General features: G+C 72.3%; 10 protein-coding genes and 1 tRNA gene. 5 read left to right on the forward strand and 6 right to left on the reverse strand.

Translation table 11 applies throughout. The annotated features are described in order from the left end of the window. Positions 1-44: 44 nt before the first annotated feature. From MFF04_RS04330 to MFF04_RS04345, 3 genes are all read right to left on the reverse strand, one after another. Positions 45-2,273 carry a CHASE2 domain-containing protein gene (locus MFF04_RS04330; RefSeq protein ID WP_238274240.1) on the reverse strand — a complete coding sequence of 743 codons (2,229 nt, stop codon included), beginning with the start codon at positions 2,271-2,273 and terminating at the stop codon, positions 45-47. Between the two features lie 19 nt (positions 2,274-2,292). Continuing rightward, a complete protein-coding gene (locus tag MFF04_RS04340; protein ID WP_283206345.1) occupies positions 2,293-7,227 on the reverse strand; it encodes a cadherin-like domain-containing protein in 4,935 nt (1,644 codons plus the stop codon). Between the two features lie 500 nt (positions 7,228-7,727). Beyond that, on the reverse strand, positions 7,728-8,210 hold the full coding sequence (locus MFF04_RS04345) for a tellurite resistance TerB family protein (RefSeq protein WP_238274241.1): 483 nt from the start codon (positions 8,208-8,210) through the stop codon (positions 7,728-7,730). Between the two features lie 191 nt (positions 8,211-8,401). Between MFF04_RS04345 and MFF04_RS04350 the strand changes: the two genes are divergently transcribed. Beyond that, positions 8,402-8,477 (forward strand) — tRNA-Thr (locus MFF04_RS04350). A gap of 104 nt (positions 8,478-8,581) precedes the next feature. On the opposite strand, the gene MFF04_RS04355 is transcribed toward MFF04_RS04350, so the two are convergent. Continuing rightward, positions 8,582-8,908 (reverse strand): DMT family transporter, encoded by a 327-nt coding sequence (locus MFF04_RS04355; RefSeq protein WP_238274242.1) that lies wholly within the window; start codon positions 8,906-8,908, stop codon positions 8,582-8,584. A 205-nt stretch (positions 8,909-9,113) separates the two neighbouring features. On the opposite strand from MFF04_RS04355, the gene MFF04_RS04360 reads away from it, so the two are divergent. After that, positions 9,114-10,325 carry a serine hydrolase domain-containing protein gene (locus MFF04_RS04360; RefSeq protein WP_238274243.1) on the forward strand — a complete coding sequence of 404 codons (1,212 nt, stop codon included), beginning with the start codon at positions 9,114-9,116 and terminating at the stop codon, positions 10,323-10,325. A gap of 16 nt (positions 10,326-10,341) precedes the next feature. Here the strand turns inward: MFF04_RS04360 and MFF04_RS04365 are convergent, their stop codons facing one another. Both MFF04_RS04365 and MFF04_RS22020 read right to left on the reverse strand, forming a co-directional pair. Further along, positions 10,342-11,715, reverse strand: a complete 1,374-nt coding sequence (locus MFF04_RS04365; RefSeq protein ID WP_238274244.1) for a lipoprotein N-acyltransferase Lnb domain-containing protein — start codon at positions 11,713-11,715, stop codon at positions 10,342-10,344. A 222-nt stretch (positions 11,716-11,937) separates the two neighbouring features. Continuing rightward, positions 11,938-12,249, reverse strand: a complete 312-nt coding sequence (locus MFF04_RS22020) for a DUF4214 domain-containing protein (protein ID WP_353744512.1) — start codon at positions 12,247-12,249, stop codon at positions 11,938-11,940. A 188-nt stretch (positions 12,250-12,437) separates the two neighbouring features. On the opposite strand from MFF04_RS22020, the gene MFF04_RS04370 reads away from it, so the two are divergent. From MFF04_RS04370 to MFF04_RS04380, 3 genes are read left to right on the forward strand one after another with little or no spacing between them, the layout of a single operon-like run. Then, complete coding sequence (locus tag MFF04_RS04370) at positions 12,438-13,799, forward strand: SWIM zinc finger family protein (RefSeq protein ID WP_238274245.1); 1,362 nt, start codon at positions 12,438-12,440, stop codon at positions 13,797-13,799. Beyond that, complete coding sequence (locus MFF04_RS04375) at positions 13,799-15,349, forward strand: DUF5691 domain-containing protein (RefSeq protein ID WP_238274246.1); 1,551 nt, start codon at positions 13,799-13,801, stop codon at positions 15,347-15,349. The genes MFF04_RS04370 and MFF04_RS04375 overlap by 1 nt, the downstream gene beginning before the upstream one ends. A 43-nt stretch (positions 15,350-15,392) precedes the next feature. Next, positions 15,393-16,490: an ATP-binding protein gene (locus MFF04_RS04380; RefSeq protein WP_238274247.1), complete on the forward strand. Its 1,098-nt coding sequence runs from the start codon at positions 15,393-15,395 to the stop codon at positions 16,488-16,490. The last annotated feature ends 105 nt before the right edge of the window (positions 16,491-16,595 follow it).

The following is a 16,595-nucleotide window of genomic DNA, read 5'->3' on the forward strand; positions in this document are numbered from 1 at the left end:
CCGGCTCTCCCACTCTCGGGACCACGGCGGAGACCGCCCGGCCGCTACTTCGATTGCGCGACGTAGACGCCGTCCCAATCCGCGGGGGGCGGCTCGGCCTCGAAGGAGGCGATGCGCTCGGCGTAGAGATCGTAGAGGCCGGAGAGCGATGCGGCGAGGCCGTTGCCCCGGCAGGCGTCGATCAGGCGGCGCGCGCTGTCCCAATCCCGGTCGCGATAGGCGGCGAGCATGGCGGCGTGGTCCCGCGCTAGCGCCGCGAAATCCGCCGAGGCGCGGATCGCCATGTCCCCGATCAGCGTCGAGATCGTCTCGGCCTCGGCCTTGCCCTTCACGCGGATGCGGTCGATCTCGAGGATCGCGAAGCGCCCCGCGACCACGCCGGCCGTCGCCGCGCCGAGGATCGTCTTCACGCCGTAGGTCTTCGACTGTCCTTCGAGCCGTGAGGCGAGGTTCACGGTGTCGCCGAGGACCGAGTAGTCGAAGCGCAGGTCCGAGCCCATGTTGCCGACGACGCAGCGGCCGGTGTTGATGCCGATGCCGATATCGATGGGCAGCACCGGGTGGCCGCCGGACTCGGCCTCCGTCTTGCGCAGGGCGTTGAGCGCGTTCATCCGCGCGATCATCTCGAGGGCCGCCGCGCAGGCGTTCGCCTCCTGCTCGGGATCGTCGAGGGGGGCGTTCCAGAACGCCATGATGGCGTCGCCCATGTACTTGTCGATGGTGCCGCGCCGGTCGATGATCGCGTTGGTGAGCGGCGTCAGGAAGCGGTTCATCAGGGCGGTGAGGCCCGCGGGGTCGGTCTTGTAGAACTCCGAGATGGTCGTGAAGCCGCGCACGTCGCTGAACATGATCGTCATGCGCCGCTCCTCGCCGCCGAGCTTCAGGCGCTCGGGATGGGCGGCGAGCTGCTCGACAAGGGCCGGCGACAGGTACTGCCCGAAGGCCGAGCGGATGCGCTGCCGGCCGAGCTGCTCACGGGTGTAGTTCGTGAAGACGAGCGTCGCGTAGACGCTGAAGGTCGCGAGCAGCGGGAAGGTCGGGTCGATCAGGATGCCGAGCCGCGTGAAGCGGAACCAGGCGGTCGCGACGATCACCGCGGCGACGAGGGCGCCGAGGAGCAGCAGCCAGGCCGCGGCCAGCACCGGCGCGAACAGCACGACGAACAGACCGACACCGACGGTGAGCAGCAGCTCCACCACGATCGAGTAGCTCGGGTAGGCGAGCGTCGCTTTCGTCAGCACGCTCTCCAAGACCTGCGCGTGCACCTCGACGCCGGGAATGGTGCGGTCGATGGGCGTGGTCTTGTTGTCGAGAAGGCCGATCGCCGAGGTTCCGATCAGCACGATGCGCTGGCGGACGCGGTCCGGGTCGAGGCTGCCGTCGAGAACGCTCTTGGCCGACACGAAGCGGGCCGCGTCGTGATGGTTGAAATGCAGCCACACCGAGGCGGAGGCATCGGTCGGCACCTCGAATCCGGGAAGCGCCACGCCGGAGACCCCGGCCGCGTCGCTGCGCACCAGCACCGAATCGCCGCCGGTGATCACCCGCAGGACCTCGAGGCTCAGTGCCGGGACCATGTGCCCCTCGGCGACCATCACGAGGGGCACCCGCCGCACGATGCCGTCCCGCTCGGGCACGATCGTGAACAGGCCGCGACCGGCGGCGGCGGTTTCCACCTCCGGGACGTTGCGCAGCAGGCCGGGGAACCGGGCGAGGAACCCGGACGGGTCGGGGCCGAGCACCGCGAAGCCGGTCTGCGGCATGCCGGCAACGGGCGCGACGGCCTGCTCCAGGGCCGTCTGCCCGACGACGACCCGCGAGGCGGCGATGGCCTTGGCGAGCGCCGCGTCGTTGCCCGGCAGCGCCGCGAGCCGCTCGCGCGTGGCCGAATCGAGGCCGTCGAGGGTGCCGGCGACGAGCGCCGGGGACAGCCGGTCCGGCTCGGGGAAGACCGCATCGAAGGCGATGACGGCCGCGCCGGCTTCCGTGAGACGGCGCACGAGTTCGGCGACGCGGGTCCGCGCCCAGGGCCACTGACCGAGCGCGCGGATGCTCTCCTCGTCGATGTCCACGATGACCACCGGCCGCATCGTCACCGGGCGCGGCTGCAGGGTCTGGAAGGCGTCGAAGGTGCGCAGGCGCAGGGCCTCGACCGGCGCCGGATCCCACAGGCGGATCGGCACCCAGGCGAGCAGCAGGGCCAGCGCCAGCCAGCGATCGAGGCCGACCCGAAAGCGGCGCGGCCGTTCCGTTCGCGTCAGGGGCGGGACCATGCGGCTCGGGCGCGCCGCGTCAGACGATGTGGATGTCGCGGGCGTGGAGGTCCGCCAGCAGCACGTTGCGCAGGGTCAGCACGGTGTGGACGCTGTCGACCGTGTAGTCGAAGACCACGTCGGCGCCGGTCTGGCGCGCACCCGCCAGGGCCGCCTCGACGGTCGCGTAGATCGTGTGGTCGAACTGGAGGTGGTCGGCGCCCGGCGTGAAGTCGGTGATCTGAGGCCGGTCGGTCCGGATCGCGCGGGTCGGGATGACGGTGCCGTTCGGCCCGCTCGGCATGAAGACGAAGGTGTCGTTGCCGGAGCCGCCGGTCAGCACGTCGTCCCCGCCGAGGCCGATGATGATGTCGTCTCCGCCGAGGCCGTCGATGACGTCGTTTCCGTCGCTGCCGATGATGAGGTCGTTGGCGCCGGAGCGCGTGTTGAGCGTCGTGTAGAAGGTCCGCGTCGCGGTCTCGCCGGGCGCCAGGGTGCCGAAGTCGATGTTGAGCGCGATGCCGATATCGGCGTGCGCGCCGTTCGGGTCGGACGGCGCGTCATAGACGCCCCGCGCGTAGGCGTTGTGGTTGGTGAACGCGTCGCTCGAGGCGCGGGCGCCCGGATCGAAGGCGACGAGGTTCACGGAGACGCCCGAGCCCGTGCCCAGCGCCTGGACGATCGCGCCGCCCCCGCCGGCCGCGGTGGGATTGGCGAGCACGTCGTTGTTCGTGGAATAGTCGCCGTGGAAGAGCGCGTCCTGGTCCGGGTCGAAGCTGCGCATGAAGCGCACGTTCTGCATCGCCGCGCCGCTGGTGTTGGTGAAGGTGACGGTCGTGGAGAAGTAGCTGGCGTTCGGGTCGAGATCGATGACCTGCTTCATGTGCAGACCGTCGCTCGAGGTGCCGACCGTGGTCGCCTGGAGGCGGGATCCGCTGGAGGTGTCCGTCGTGACCGCGCTGAAGCCGATGGCGCCGGTCCGCTCCGAGTTCGCGAAGCTGCGCCCGTCATGGGCGATGACGATGGCGTCCTCCGGCGTGCCCGGCAGCGTCACGTCGTTGGAGGTCGGCATGGCGCCGGTGTTCCAGCCGTCCGTGTCGACGACGAAGGAGATGCCGGTCGAGCCCTGCGGGTGGAAGTTGCCCGGCGCCGCGGAGGCCGAGCCCAGCGAGCCGCTCTTCGAGACGCCGATCTCCATGTAGGCGCCCTGGAGGAACACGTCGTCGCCGACCGTCTGATGGTCGGCCATGCCGACGATGATGTCGACGGTCGCCCGCGAGGTGGCTCCCGAGGGATCGGCGACCTCGTAGACGAAGCTGTCGACGCCGAAGTAGCCGGTAGCGGGACGGTAGGTGATCGTCCCATCGGCGTTGACGTGCAGGGTGCCGTGCCCGGCGGCGCCGACCACGCTGACGGTCAGGGCGTCGCCGTCTACGTCGGTGTCGTTGGCGAGGACGGCGATCCGAACCTCGTCGCCGGCATTGACGAAGGCGTTGTCGTCCTGCGCGCGGGGCGCGTCGTTGACAGGGGTCACCGTGAAGGAGGCCGTCTGCGCGACGCTGCCGCCGTGGCCATCGCCGATCGTATAGCCCAGCACCACCGGGCCGTTCGCGTCGGCGGCCGGCGTGTAGCGGTAGAGGCCATTGCCGAGATCGGCGAGCGTCCCGCCCCCGCTCGCAACGTGCAGGCCGAGCACCGAGAGCGTGTCGCCGTCGACATCCCTGGCGCCCGCCAGAAGCTCCGCCGCCGAGATGATCCGCGACGTGTCCTCGGCGCTGTCGGCCAGGGTGATCGAGCCGGAGACGGTCGGCGCGTCGTTCACGGGCGTCACCGTGAAGGAGGCAGTCTGCGCGACGCTGCCGCCGTGGCCATCGCCGATCGTGTAGCCCAGCACCACCGGGCCGTTCGCGTCGGCGGCCGGCGTGTAGCGGTAGGTCCCGTTGCCGAGATCGGTGAGCGTACCGCCCCCGCTCGTTACGTGCAGGCCGAGCACCGAGAGCGTGTCGCCGTCGACGTCCCTGGCGCCTGCCAGAAGCTCCGCCGCCGAGATGATCCGCGACGTGTCCTCGGCGCTGTCGGCCAGGGTGACCGAGCCGGAGACGGTCGGCGCGTCGTTCACGGGCGTCACCGTGAAGGAGGCCGTCTGCGCGACGCTGCCGCCATGGCCGTCGCCGATCGTGTAGCCCAGCACCACCGGACCGTTCGCGTCGGCGGCCGGCGTGTAGCGGTAGAGGCCATTGCCGAGATCGGCGAGCGTCCCGCCCCCGCTCGCAACGTGCAGGCCGAGCACCGAGAGCGTGTCGCCGTCGACGTCCCTGGCACCCGCCAGAAGCTCCGCCGCCGAGATGATCCGCGACGTGTCCTCGGCGCTATCGGCCAGGGTGACCGCTCCCGAAACGGTCGGCGCGTCGTTCACGGGCGTCACCGTCACGCTGCGGATCACGGCGGCGCTCTCGAGCCCCGCATCGTCGATGACGGTGAAAGCGATGACGCGCGTCTCCGCCGAGGGCGCCTGGCTGTCGTTGTGATACGTCACCGAGGCGAGCGCGGCGCTGTAGGCCGCCAGCGTCGCCAGGCCCGCGAGCGTGAGCGTGCCCGTCGCCTGGTCGTACTGGGCGGTGAGGCCGCTGCCGGCGGCGAGGGTGACGGCGAGCGTATCCTCCCCGGCATGGAAGCCGGCGGCGACGCGGATCGTGGCGCCGCGCAGCATCGGGCTGTCGACATCCGCGACCGCAACGTCGGCGGCGACCGCGAGCGGCGCGGCGTCCTCGACGTAGCCGAGCGTCCGATCCGGCAGGGTCAGGACGGGCGCATCGTTGACGGGCGTGACGGCGAAGGAGGCGATCTGTGCGACCGTGCCGCCGAAGCCGTCCGTGATCGTGTAGCCGAGCACCACCGGCCCGTTCGCGTCGGCGGCCGGGGTGTAGCGATAGGTCCCGTTGCCGAGATCGGTGAGCGTGCCGCCCCCGCTCGTCACGTGCAGCCCGGCGACGGACAGAGCATCGCCGTCGGCATCGGAGGCGCCCGCGAGAAGCTCCGCGACGGTGACGATCCGCGCCGTATCCTCGGCACTGTTCGCGAGCGTCACGGGGCCGGCGAGGGCCGGCACCGTGTTGTGGAAGGGAAGCGCCAGCTCGACGGTCTCGGCCAGGGTGCCGCCATGGCCGTCCGAGACGGTGTAGGCGAGCACCACGGGCTGATCCGAGCCGTGGGCACCGGCCGGCGTGTAGCGGTAGCGCCCGCCGCCGAGATCGGTGAGCGTGCCGCCGCCGCTGGCGACGTGCAGCGCCGTCACGGAGAGCGCGTCGCCGTCGACATCCGTGACCCCGGCGAGGAGCTCGGCCGCGGTGAGGATGACGGGGCCGCCGTCCTCGACCGCGGGCAGATGCAGCGGCGCGGTCCGCACGGGCGCGTCGTTGACGCCGACCACGTCGATGGTGAGGAGCGCGCTCGCCTGCCCGGTCCCGTCCGCCGCCCGGAACGCGAAGACGTCCGAGCCGTGCTGGCCGGCGGCCAGGGAGGCGGCCCGGTCGGCGAGGTAGACGTAGGTGCCGTCGCGGGCGAGCGAGAGCACGCCGTAAAGCCCGCGCAGGAGGATCGTCTCGCCGGTCAGCGGCGCGCCCGGATCGTCGAGGTTTCCGCCGGCATGGGCCGAGACGATGCTCACCGGCCGCGGCGTGCCGGCCAGGACCGGCCCGAGCAGGCCCTGCGTGGCGGTCGCGGCGACGAGAGCGGCGTCCTGCGCCACCGTGCCGTTGCGGGGTTCGAGGACGAGCCGGGGCTGCTCCTCCGCAGGCGGCACGACGGGCTGCGTCGGCCGATCGTCGTCGCGAGGCGGGGCGGTTCCGGGTCCGGAGCCCGGAGCGCTCTGCGGCTGCTGCGAGGTTCCGGGCGCACCACCGCCGCCGTTCGGGCCGGCGGGCGGGGCGGCCGGGTCCGGCAGGACGAGGTTCGGCGCGGTGCTGGAGCCGGCGCCGCCGCCCGTCTGCGGGCCCTGGAACACCGGCAGGCGGGGCGCCTCGGCAACGGTGCGGAACAGGGTCTGCACGATCGCGATCTCGGCCGCCGTCTCCGCGGGCGACTTCGCAACCTGCTCGAAGGTGACCTGGAACGGCCCGTCGGGACGCACCACCGTGCTGACCCCGGGATCGGAGACCGTGAACAGGAGCTTCGAGGGATCGTTGCGGTCGTAGACGTCGAAGCGGCCGGTATGCCCGTCCGGCTCGGTCATCACCGAGAAGGCAGTGGTGCCGTTGTCAGCCTCGATGGTGACGTGGACCGCCGTGCCGCGGATGCCCATCGTGGCGACCGGCGTGCCGACCTTCATGTCGCCGGACTTCGCGACCTGGCCGGCGACGAAGGTGATCGAGCCCTGGACGAGGCTGAACATCGAGGCGTTGCCGGCGCCGTTCGCCGAATAGACCATCTCGTTCAGGAGCATCCGGGCGCTCGCCCCGAGGCTGAACAGCGTTCCGTCGAGGAAGGAGACCGCTAGCGACGAGCCGCCGTCCGTCTGGAGCACGTCACCCTTGTAGACGAGGTCGCCGACATGCAGCGTCACGCTCACGCCGTTGCGCATCGCGGTGGCGCTGCCCGTCAGGGTCTGGACGCGGCCGATCGCGGCGCTGGCGTCGCTCGTCGGCGCGGGACCGGCCTGGGCGAAGACGTCCGGGGTGCCGGCCTTGGCCAGCCCTGCGACGATGTCCCCCTCGAGCCCGGCGCCGTTCGGGCCGCGCAGCGACGCGGGGCGCCCGTGGACGAGGTTCTCTGGGGCGAAGTAGTCGTGGACGACGAGCTGCTTGCCGTCATGGCTGATGACGAGGTCGCGCCCGGCGCGGGCGTAGTCGCCCTTGAAGATCAGGTCCGCGTCGTCGATCCGGATCGCGGCGCCGGGTTCCGCCGTCAGCGCGCGCGGGAAGGCCGGGCCGATGCCCGCCCCCAATATGCCCGCCGCGATCTCTCCGAACGTGTTCACGACCCTACCACCGTGCTGCTCCGGCACAGATCCGTGCCGGCCTGTCCTCCCGGTGCAGGAAACGGTCCGCCCGCGAGGGCGCATCGACTTCCCGAACCGGCCATCGACGCCGCGCGATCGGACGATCGGCGCGGCGCATCGAGGTGCCACCCTTACGTGCGCGCCTCCCAGCCGTTCGTGCGGTCGCTCACCTCCACGGGGCACCGGCCCGGCACAGGCGAAGGCCGGCGCCTCTCCACGTGGAAGAGCGCACGGCCCGAGACCGCGATTTGATTGACGAGCCCCCTCGTTCGGTGCCGTGTGTGGTGGCACTCTTGACTGGATAGTCGGCCGAAACCGCAATCCGGTTCAAGTGTGCGAGAAGCACGATTCGCATCTGTACGCAAATATCGGCCGCAACAGGGCGCCGTTACTGCTTAGCTGAAGAAGCGCACCAGTCTTGTGCCGGCAGCGGAAACTTTTCCGTTGCAGGCGCGCCACGCCGGAGGGGAAAGATCGGCTCAGGAGATCTGAAGAGGTCCCGCGTCCGTGCCGGTGAGGCCCTGGGCGCGGGCGAAGGCGATGGCCGGCTCGTCGAGCCCGAGCAGACGGCCGAGCCGCCAGACGAGCGCCTCCTCGAACTCGTCCACCTGGCCGTCGGCGCCGGCCACCGACCAGGCCATGCTGAGCAGGCGCGCGCGGGCATCCTCGCCGCCCTCGCGCCCGATCATCTCCACGAGCTGCGCCACGTCGCGGGTCGCCGCATCCATCGCGGTGGCGCGCTCGATGAGGGCGCGGGCCTCGGCGTCGGTCTCGGCGTAGCGTCCGCGCACGAGGCGTGCGAGGCGCTCGACCTCGGTCGGCGCGAGCACCCCGTCCACCCGCGCGACATGGACGAGGAGGGCGGTCGCCGCCAGATGCTCGTCGTCGACCTCGGCGGTCGGCTCGGCCGACAGGCCGAAGGCGTTCGCGGCGTAGGCCCGGAGGCGAGCGACGAGCGACATTCCGAGACAACCTCCGATAGGCACGCGACTTTTCGGGGCGCGGCGACACGCGGTCAAGCCATCGCCGGGCGGCGCCGTCGTTCCGGCCGCCGCCGTTGCGCGCCTGCATCGGCCGATCGCCTTGCCATTCGCGGAGCGGACGGATAAGACCCGGCCGACGCGAGCGCGCGGAAAGCCGCCGCCCACGTCATGCCGCAATAGCTCAGCTGGTAGAGCACCTCATTCGTAATGAGGGGGTCGGGGGTTCGAATCCCTCTTGCGGCACCATCGCCCGGCACTCGCCTGCCGACCGGCGTGCGGCAAGCGTACAGAACCGGCTCTCGACCCTGCAACCGATGTCTTCGCCAGGCGCCGTCTGGCCGTTCGGCGCCTCAGTGCTGGCCCTGTCCGACGGCGAGGATCGTCACGCCCACCGCGACGACCGCGATGCCGATCAGCAGGGTCGTGTTGATCGGCTCGCCGTAGAGCCAGGCGCCGCCCAGCGCCGCCCCCACCATGCCAACCCCGGCCCAGATCGCGTAGACGACGCCGATCGGCAGCATGTCCATGCTCGTGGACATCAGCCACAGCGCCGTCCCGTAGCCGAGGATCACGATCACGGTCGGACCCGGCCGCGTCAGACCCTCCGCGGCCTTGAGGGCGAGGGTCGCCGTCACCTCTGCACAGATCGCGAGGCCGAGAATCAGGAAGGGGTGCATGGCGGCCGGTGCTTCCTCGACGGAGAGACGCGCCCGCGGCGGCGGCGTCCGTGGGGCCGGGCTCTACCGCGAAACTGGTGAAGGCTTTATCCGCAGGCCGGATCGGTGCCCGGCAGGCGCGAGGCACGAGCGACGGCACCGAACCGTCCGCCGGGCGGGCCGGCGTCAAGGGAATCTTCAAGACACTGCGCGACATCGCTCCCCTATGGTCCCGCCACCCACGCCTTCCGAACCCTCGATCCGCCGGCGGCCCGCCCGCCGATGGATCGCGGCCGCGGCGGCCGGCACGGCGCTGGTCGCGGGCGGCGCCTGGACCGCCACCGCCGTGGTCGGCGTCCCCGATCCCGTCACCCTCACGGCGCTCGCGGTGATCGAGCCGTCGGCGGTGGGCACCTGGTTCCCGAGCCGCACCGTGCCGGCGCCCGCCGAGGCCCGCGCCCTGCCGTTCCGGCCGCGGCCGATCCTCGATCGCGTCGACTGGAAGGGGAAGGCGGTTCCGCTCGGCTCGATGCTGGAGGCGACCCGCACCAACGCCTTTCTCGTGGTGCAGAACGACGTGCTGGTCCACGAATGGTACCGGTCCGGCGCCGGTCCGGCGACGCTCTTCCCGTCCTGGTCGGTGGCGAAGTCCATCGTGTCGCTGCTCGTCGGATCGGCCCTGTCGCGCGGCAAGCTCTCCGAGACCGACCGCGTCTCCGACCTTCTCCCCGAGCTGCGCAACGCCGCGGTGTTCGGGCAGATCACGGTGCGCAACCTCCTCGACATGACGAGCGGGCTCGCCGTGCCGGAGAACTACGACCCTCGCCGGCCCCTGACCGGCACGGCCGGGATGTACCTGACCCGGGACATCACCGCTTTCGTGCGCGATCACGCGCATCTCGCGTTCAGGCCGGGCAGCGAGGGCCGCTACCGCAGCATCGATACCGAGGTGCTCGGCCTGATCCTGGCCCGGGTCGAGAGCAAGCCCCTGGCGGACCTCCTCTCGGAGCGGATCTGGAAGCCGATGGGCGCCCAGGCGGCAGCCACCTGGAACCTCGACCGTCCGGGCGGCGTCGAGAAGGCGTTCTGCTGCATCAACGCGACGGCGCGGGACTTCGCCCGGCTCGGTCTGCTCGTGGCGGACCGGGGGCGCGCGGGCGCCGCCGCCATCATTCCCGCCCGCTGGATCGAGCGGATCTCGACACCCGCCCGCCGCGCCGTCGACGGCTGGCAGTACTCGGCCCAGTGGTGGCACGCCCCCGGCGGGGACGACGACGACATCTCGGCGATCGGCGTCTACGGTCAGTACGTCTACGTGAACCGCGTGACGGGCACGGTCGTCGTGAAGCTCAGCGATTACGGCGCCGAGCAGGACGAGACCGAGACGCTCGCAGTGATGCAGGCCATCGCCGCCGATCTCGGCGCCAAGCGGCCCTGACGCGGCACCGCGCCGTTCAAATCTCGGTCGGTTTCGGGGCCGGCCGGCGCCGGGCGATCCGCGAGAACGCGGCCATCGGGCCGCCCCATCCGTTGCGGAGGAGTCCGCGTCCGACGCTCTTCCAGGCGATGCCCGGCACCGGCGAGGCGGAGTCGAGGAGCACGCCGAGGGCGCGGCTGTAGTCGAGCACCAGGCCCGGCGTCCACGTCATGCTGGCGGCCCGGTTCCGCAGAAGAGCCGCGACCCAGAACTCGGGGGTCGTCAGGGCGCGGGCGAGGCGCCGCCAGGGATGCCCGGTGCGGGCGAAGGCGCCTTCCACCGCCGCATCCAGCGCCGCGGCCACGGTGGTGGAGCAGTTGCGGCTGATGAAGTTGTAGGTGGTGTCGGCCCGATAGGCGTCCCAGAACGCCCGGAGCCGGGCGGCGTCGATTCCGGTGAGCGTGACCGCGACCGTCGCCTCGCACCAGTCCGCCGACTCGTACGCGTAGGACGGCAGGAACCGGCCCGGCACGTCGTTCTCGGGCCCGGCGCGCAGGCTGGCGCGCAGGTTGGCGGGCGACCGGTCGATCTCCACCGCGGGATAGTGGCTGACGTAGAGATCGCTGCCCTGCCCGAGGGCCGCGTGACCCGTCGAGAACACGCCGCGCGCATCGACCGAGGCGACGTAGCGCCGGACGAGGCGCTGCCGGGCCGGCGTCGTCGCCCTCCCCGTCGGGGTCCAGACATAGACCGTGAGGCTGTCCGAGGCGGCCGAGGCCGGCGCCGCGACCGATTCCGACGCCACCCGCCGCGCGCGCACGCCGGCCAGCGCGAAGCGGGCGCCGTTGAGGATCAGGAACATCCCGAGGCAGTAGCCCACCGTTCCCGCGTACCAGGTGGGCCAGGGCTGCAGATGGAACAGGCCGAACCCGACGCCCAGCGCGCCCAGGGCGACGGAGACGCGCCATCCGGAGAACTTCAGCAGGCCGGCGATCACGATCCGGACCGTGCCGTCGACGAGGAAGGCCGTCCCGAAGATCATGGCGAGCAGGAAGGTGCTGTGCCGCGTGGACGCCACGATCAGCACGGCCATCGCCAGAAGCAGCGCGCCCTTGAGGAGCCGCAGCCGCCGTGCGGTCCCCGTGACGGTCGTCGCCAGGACGAGCGAGCCCAGGCTCTCGATGAGCAGCAGGACCCCGAACCAGCGATCGGGCACGTGCAGCGCCCCGTCGAGGGAGTCGATCACGGTCAGGATGCCGAGGGCCGCGCAGACGAGGCCCGCCGCGAACAGGAGGCGCCAGTGGCGGCGCACCTCCGCGCGGCCGACGAGCAGCAGCCAGAGGGAGGTGTTCCGCGCCGTGCCGGCGATCGCCCCACGATGGTCGAGCGGGGATGGAGGCAGTTCGGACATGACCGGGCGTCTTCGAAGGAATGCGCGACGGGCGCACGATTCCCGACTTGCGTAATGACTTTCCTAAAGATTGTCCGGCCGTTTCTCATCGGCTGCGATCGGATGCGGAACCGGCCTTCGGGCCGGCGGCGACGCGTGCGGGTGGCGACCGGTCTCGATCGCGGAAAGCCAGTGCTGCTGCGCCTCCGCGCTCTGGGTGATGCCGATCGCGACGTCGGCTCGCTAGGCGCCGCTCGCGAGACGTTCCGCCCAGGTCGCGAGGCCCTGCGCGTTGGCCGTCCGGCCGAGAGCGTCATGGTACAGATCAGCGAGGAAGGCGGCGTCGCTCGTTTCGCCGGGATGCCGCGTGGTATGCTCCGGTGCGCTCAGGAAGGCCCGCGCGATATCGCGGGGTGTCGCGCCGCGATTGGTTGCGTCCACCCATCCCTGAAGGCAGGGCCCGTCGGGGCGCGGTCGAGGAGGCCTTCGTAGAAGGCGTGGATCTGGCCGCCGGCCTCCCCGACACTGTTGCCCACCGGCCCCGACTGAAAGCATCGCGTGCAAATGATATGGATTGCGCACAATAATCTCAGTCCATGCCTGCGCCTCCCAGGCTATAGGACGGAATTGTTCGAAGCCCGGCAACACAAATCATCAGCGTAAGCGGGGTTGCACTGCCGTTCTCGATGGCTAGACTGTCCTGGGAACCAAATCATCGAACGGGATCGCGACACCCTCGCCGCATGAGCCTGACCGCCGCACAGATCCTCGATCTCGCCCCCGACGCATCGAGCCGCAAGGCCGGGCAGGATCAGGCGAGGCCGGCCAAGTGGAGCGCCCTCGGCCGGGCGGGCAGCGTGATCTGGGGCGAGATCAAGGGCAGCGGCGCCACCCCCTACCGCACCGTCGCCGACCTCTCCGGCCCGGCCTCGAAATGCACCTGCCCGAGCCGGAAGTTTCCCTGCAAGCACGCCCTCGGGCTGATGCTGGTCGAGACCGCCGCGCCCCTCGCCGAGGCGCCCGCGCCGGACTGGGTGGAGGCCTGGACCCGCGGCCGCGAGAGCCGCGCCGCCGCGGCCGAGACCCGCGCCCGCGAGCCGGAGAAGCCCGTCGACGAGCGCGCGCAGGCCAAGCGCCGGCAGGCCCGCGAGGACCGCGTGTCCGGCGCCCTCGACGAGCTCGATCTCTGGCTGCGCGACCTGATGCGGCGCGGCCTCGCGGCGGCCCGGTCCGAGCCCTACGGGTTCTGGGACCGTATGGCGGGCCGCCTCGTGGACGGGCAGGCCCCCGGCCTCGCCCGGCGGGTGCGGGCCATGCCCGGCCTGCTGGCCGCGCAGCCCGTCGCCGGGGCGCCGCGCCCCGAGGAGGCCCTCGGCCTCGCGCTTGGCCGCCTCGCCCTGCTGATGCGCGCCGCCCGGCGTCTCGACGCGCTGGAGCCGGAGCAGGCGGCCGGGGTCCGCGCCGCGCTCGGCCATCCGGTGAGCGCCGAGGAGATCGCGGCGCGGCCCGGCATCGCGGACGACTGGGCCGTGCTCGCCCATGCCGTCCAGGACGAGGACAAGCTCACCGCCCGGACCGTCTGGCTCGTCGGCCGGGGAACGGGCGCCCTGGCGCAGATCCTCGACTACGGCACGCCGGGCTCTCCCCTGCCCCCGGCGCCCGCCCCCGGCCAGGACTTCGCCGGCCTCCTCGCCTTCCATCCCGGTGATCCGCCCCTGCGGGCCGTGCTTCGGGAAGGCCGCGCGGGGCCCTCGCGGGGGGGCTCGCTGCCGGGCGCGACCACCATCGCCGCCGCCCTCGATGGCTTCGCCGATGCCCTCGCCCGCGCGCCTTGGACGGAGCGCTGGCCGCTTCGTCTCGCCGGGGTCCGGTTCGGCCGCTTCGCGCCCGAGGGTGCGCTCGGGGTCGGCGACGGCACCGGCAGCCTGATCCTGCGGGCCGGTCCGCACCTGCCGGCGCTCGCCAGCGTCGCGGCGGGACGCGCGGTCGACCTGTTCGGCCTCTACGACGGCTACGGCCTCGAACCCCTCGCCCTCGTCTCCGACGAGTCGCTCTACGCCGTGCCGGCTCAGGACGACCGGCCCCTGCTGATGCGCGCGGCCTGATGGCGGCGACGGCCTCTCCCCGATCGGGCGACGGCTGGGAGCCGACGCTCGCCGCCGCGCTCCTCGGCGCCGACCGGGCCCCGCACTTGCCGCCCGACGCGCTCTCGGGCCCTCCCTCCGGCGAGGATGCCGGCGGAGCGCTGCTGGTGCGGCTCGCGGCCCATGGCCTCTACCATCTCGCCGGCACGGGGCGCGCCGCGGAGACGCTTCATCCCCTCCCCGAGCGCGAGGCGTCGGGGCCGGTGTGCCCTCCCGCCGCCGCGGACCGTCTCGCCCTGCTCCTCGCTGCGGACGCCCCGAAGGTCCGCCTGCGCGAATGGTGCGAGCTCGCCGCAGACGCCGGCCTGCGCGCCCCGCCCTGGCTGGTGCCGGCGCTCGCGCCCCTGAGGCGGGAATGGCCCGAAACGATCGCCCGCATCGCCGGCGCCGAGCTCGACTGGCTGGCCGCGCCGGGCAGCGAGACGCCGGAGGACGCTGCGCAGGACTGGACCGAGCGAACGCCGGCCGAGCGCCGCGCCGCCTTCGCCGCGTTCCGCCGGCGCGATCCGGCAGCGGCCCGCGCCGCCCTGGAGGCGGGCTTCCGCGGCGAGAAGGCCGACATGCGCCAGGCCCTGGTCTCGGCCCTGGACGACGGTCTCGGCGAGGCCGACGAGCCGTTCCTCGAAGCCTGCCTCGACGATCGCGCCTCGGGCGTGCGCGGCGCCGCGCAGAACCTGCTGCCGCGTCTTCCGGGCTCGCGCCTCGCGCAGCGCATGGCGGAGCGCGTCCGGGCGGCGCTGGCCATCGAGACGAAGAAGGGCCTGCTCGGCGGACTGATCGGAGGCACCAAGCACGGACTCGTCGTGACTCTGCCCGAGGAGGCGCCGGACCTCACCCGCGACGGCATCGAGGTCAGCGAGTACCAGCGCCGCGGCGGCGGCCTGCGGGCGAACCTCCTCCAGCAGATCGTAGCCGGCGCGCCGCTGCATGCCTTCGCCGGGCATCCGCCCCGCCTCTGGATCGAGCTGGCCCTGCGCTCCGAGTGGTCGGAGCCGATCGTCCAAGGGCTGTTCCGGGCGGTGCGTCGCGGACGCGATCCGGCCTGGGTGCGCGATCTCGCGGCGGTGCTGGGAGAGGCGGCCTCCGGACGGCTTGCCGGGGTCAAGGTCACCAATCCCCTGGCGAAGATGTGGGCCGATGCCGTGCGGCTCCTGCCCCAGGACGAGTGGGAGGCGCTGGCGACCGAGGCCCTGCGCGCCAAGCGTCTCGAGCCGGTGCTCGCCCTGCTCGAGACCGGGCGGCCGGCCTATTCGGCGCGCTTCACCGGGGCGCTGCTCGACTTCCTGGCCCTCGTCACGCGCGGCACGCCCTCCCTGCGCGCCGAGCTCGCCAAGCCCTGGACCCTAGGCCGGCTTGGGGAGCACCTGCATCCGAGCGCCGCCGCCGCGGCGGCCGCGGCGGCCATCCTCGCGCGGCTGCCGGAGGATTCCGAGGAGCGCCTGCGCAACCAGCTCACCACGCTCGCCTCGACCCTGGACCTGCGGGCCGCCATGCGCCGCGAGTTCGCCTGAGCGGCGCCCCTCGCACCTCACCGGACGGGAGAACCCCTGAACGATGACGACGAACGGAACCAAGCCCGCGCAGCTGCGCCAGGCCGCCGAGGACGCCTTCGCGGAGGAGATCGACGCCCTGAAGGCGGCCGACGACCGGCCGAGGCCGCCGAACTGGCAGATGTCGCCCCAGGCCGTCGTCACTTACCTCCTCGGCGGCAAGCTCAAGTCGGGCTTCGAGGTGACGCCGAAATACATCGGCGACCGGCGCCTCATGGAGGTCGCGGTGGCGACGCTCGCCACCGACCGGGCGCTGCTGCTGCTCGGCGTGCCCGGCACCGCGAAGAGCTGGGTCAGCGAGCACCTCGCAGCGGCGATCTGCGGCACATCGCGCCTCATCGTGCAAGGTACGGCGGGCACCAGCGAGGAGGCGATCCGCTACGGCTGGAACTACGCGCTGCTGCTGGCCAAGGGGCCGAGCCGGGAGGCGGTGGTCGGCTCGCCGATCATGCGCGCCATGAACGAGGGCCGCATCGCCCGCGTCGAGGAGCTGACCCGCATCCCGAGCGAGACGCAGGACAGCTTCATCACCATCCTCTCGGAGAAAACGCTGCCGATCCCCGAATTGAACGAGGAGGTGCCGGCCCAGAAGGGCTTCAACCTCATCGCGACGGCCAACAACCGCGACCGCGGCGTCAACGAGCTGTCGAGCGCCCTGAAGCGGCGCTTCAACACCGTGGTGCTGCCGCCGCCGGCCACCATCGAGGCGGAGATCGCCATCGTCGAGAGCCGCGTCGCCTCGCTGGGCCGCGCCTTCGAGATCCCTGCCGAGCCGCCCGGCGCCGACCAGATCCGGCGGGTCGTAACGATCTTCCGCGAGCTGCGGGAGGGCGTGACCGTCGACGGCAAGAGCAAGGTCAAGCAGCCCTCCGGCACGCTCTCGACGGCGGAGGCGATCAGCGTCGTCGGCAGCGGGCTGGCGCTCGCCGCCCATTTCGGCGACGGCAAACTGTCGCCGCGGGACCTCGTCTCCGGGATCAGCGGCGCCGTGGTGAAGGATCCGGTGCAGGACGCCATCGTCTGGCGCGAGTATCTGGAGACCGTCGTCGTGGAGCGATCGGACTGGAAGGATTTCTATAAGGCTGCCCGCGAGAGCGCGTGAGAACGCCGCCGCTTTCCCTACCCCCTTTGCAGGGGAGTGCGGCCCGCGAGGCGGGTCGGGAGAGGGGCCGACTCCGGTCCTTCCGGAAGCGTCGCTCCTCTCACC

This window comes from Methylobacterium jeotgali (genome assembly GCF_022179345.1).
Taxonomy (GTDB): domain Bacteria; phylum Pseudomonadota; class Alphaproteobacteria; order Rhizobiales; family Beijerinckiaceae; genus Methylobacterium; species Methylobacterium jeotgali.